Source organism: Sphingobacterium phlebotomi (assembly GCF_008180195.1).
GTDB lineage: Bacteria > Bacteroidota > Bacteroidia > Sphingobacteriales > Sphingobacteriaceae > Sphingobacterium > Sphingobacterium phlebotomi.
In genome coordinates, this window is record NZ_VTAV01000044.1 from 1 (window position 1) to 1112 (window position 1112).

Here is a 1112-nt window from a genome sequence, read left to right on the forward strand (position 1 = left end):
CTTTCCTATACGAACTATGACGCCAACGACAGACTCATAGAAGGAGGGGTATACAGCGGTATGCTTTCTTTCTCCGGACTTAAGACCAATACGGCCGTTATCGAAAGCCGGCAGGCTGATGGTGGGCTGACGGGAGGAACCAAGACCGATGTCAACAAAATCCATTACGATAATCCGGACAATTCCCATGGGCTGGCGCAATATATGCAGGACGCCTTCTTTATGCGTGCTGCGGTTAGCTATACGGAAAATGAACATGCCAAGACCTGGTACAACTATGATGAGAACGGGCGGATCGTGTGGACAGTCAAGCAGATCAACGGCCTGGGGATCAAAACCACCGACTATACCTACAATGCGCTGGGAGCCATAGCAGCCATAGACTATCAGCGGCATGTGCCCGCCGAACGCCTGGTCTATCACTACTACTACGATGAGGGAGGCAATCCGACTACGGTATATACCAGTACCGATAGTATCACCAAGATCCGCCACAGCCGTACGGAGTATACAGTACTCGGTACGGTGAAACGTGTGGAGCTTGGCGATCAGCTCCAGGGGATAGATTATGTCTATACCGTAGATGGCAAGCTCAAGGCGATCAACCATGCCAACGCTGCTGACGATCCCGGTCAGGACGGCACAGCCAACGGATTTGCCCCGGATGTGTTCAGTATGAACGTGGAATACCACCCGGGCGATTACCAGCGTGCCGGCACGAATATCCACAGCATACAGAGCGGAAGCACCGCGGCAAGCTATGGCGGGATGGTCAACGGGATAAGCTGGCTCGTACGGAAGCCTCTCTCAGCCGGAACGAGCAGTCCGATCATGAGTACCTACCAGTATGATGACCGGGACCAGCTTATACAGAGTAACTGGGGGGTACCGAACTACAGCCAGAATAGTTTTACCGGCCAACAGGGTTATCAGGAGAAAGGACTGGCCTATGATGCGCATGGTAATATTCAGACCCTGCAACGGACAGGCGTTACAGGGAATATCCTTGCCAATTATACATATAACTATACCTCCAACACCAACCGGTTGGCATCCGTATCGAACTATGCCTCCTACACCTACGATGACCTCGGGCAGCTGAGCAGTGAAAT

General features: G+C 52.4%; 1 protein-coding gene. It reads left to right on the top strand.

Annotation, left to right across the window (positions count from 1 at the left end; genetic code table 11):
* Positions 1-1112, top strand: a 1112-nt coding sequence (locus FXV77_RS22260) for a hypothetical protein (RefSeq protein WP_187444220.1), incomplete at both ends; no start/stop codon positions are given.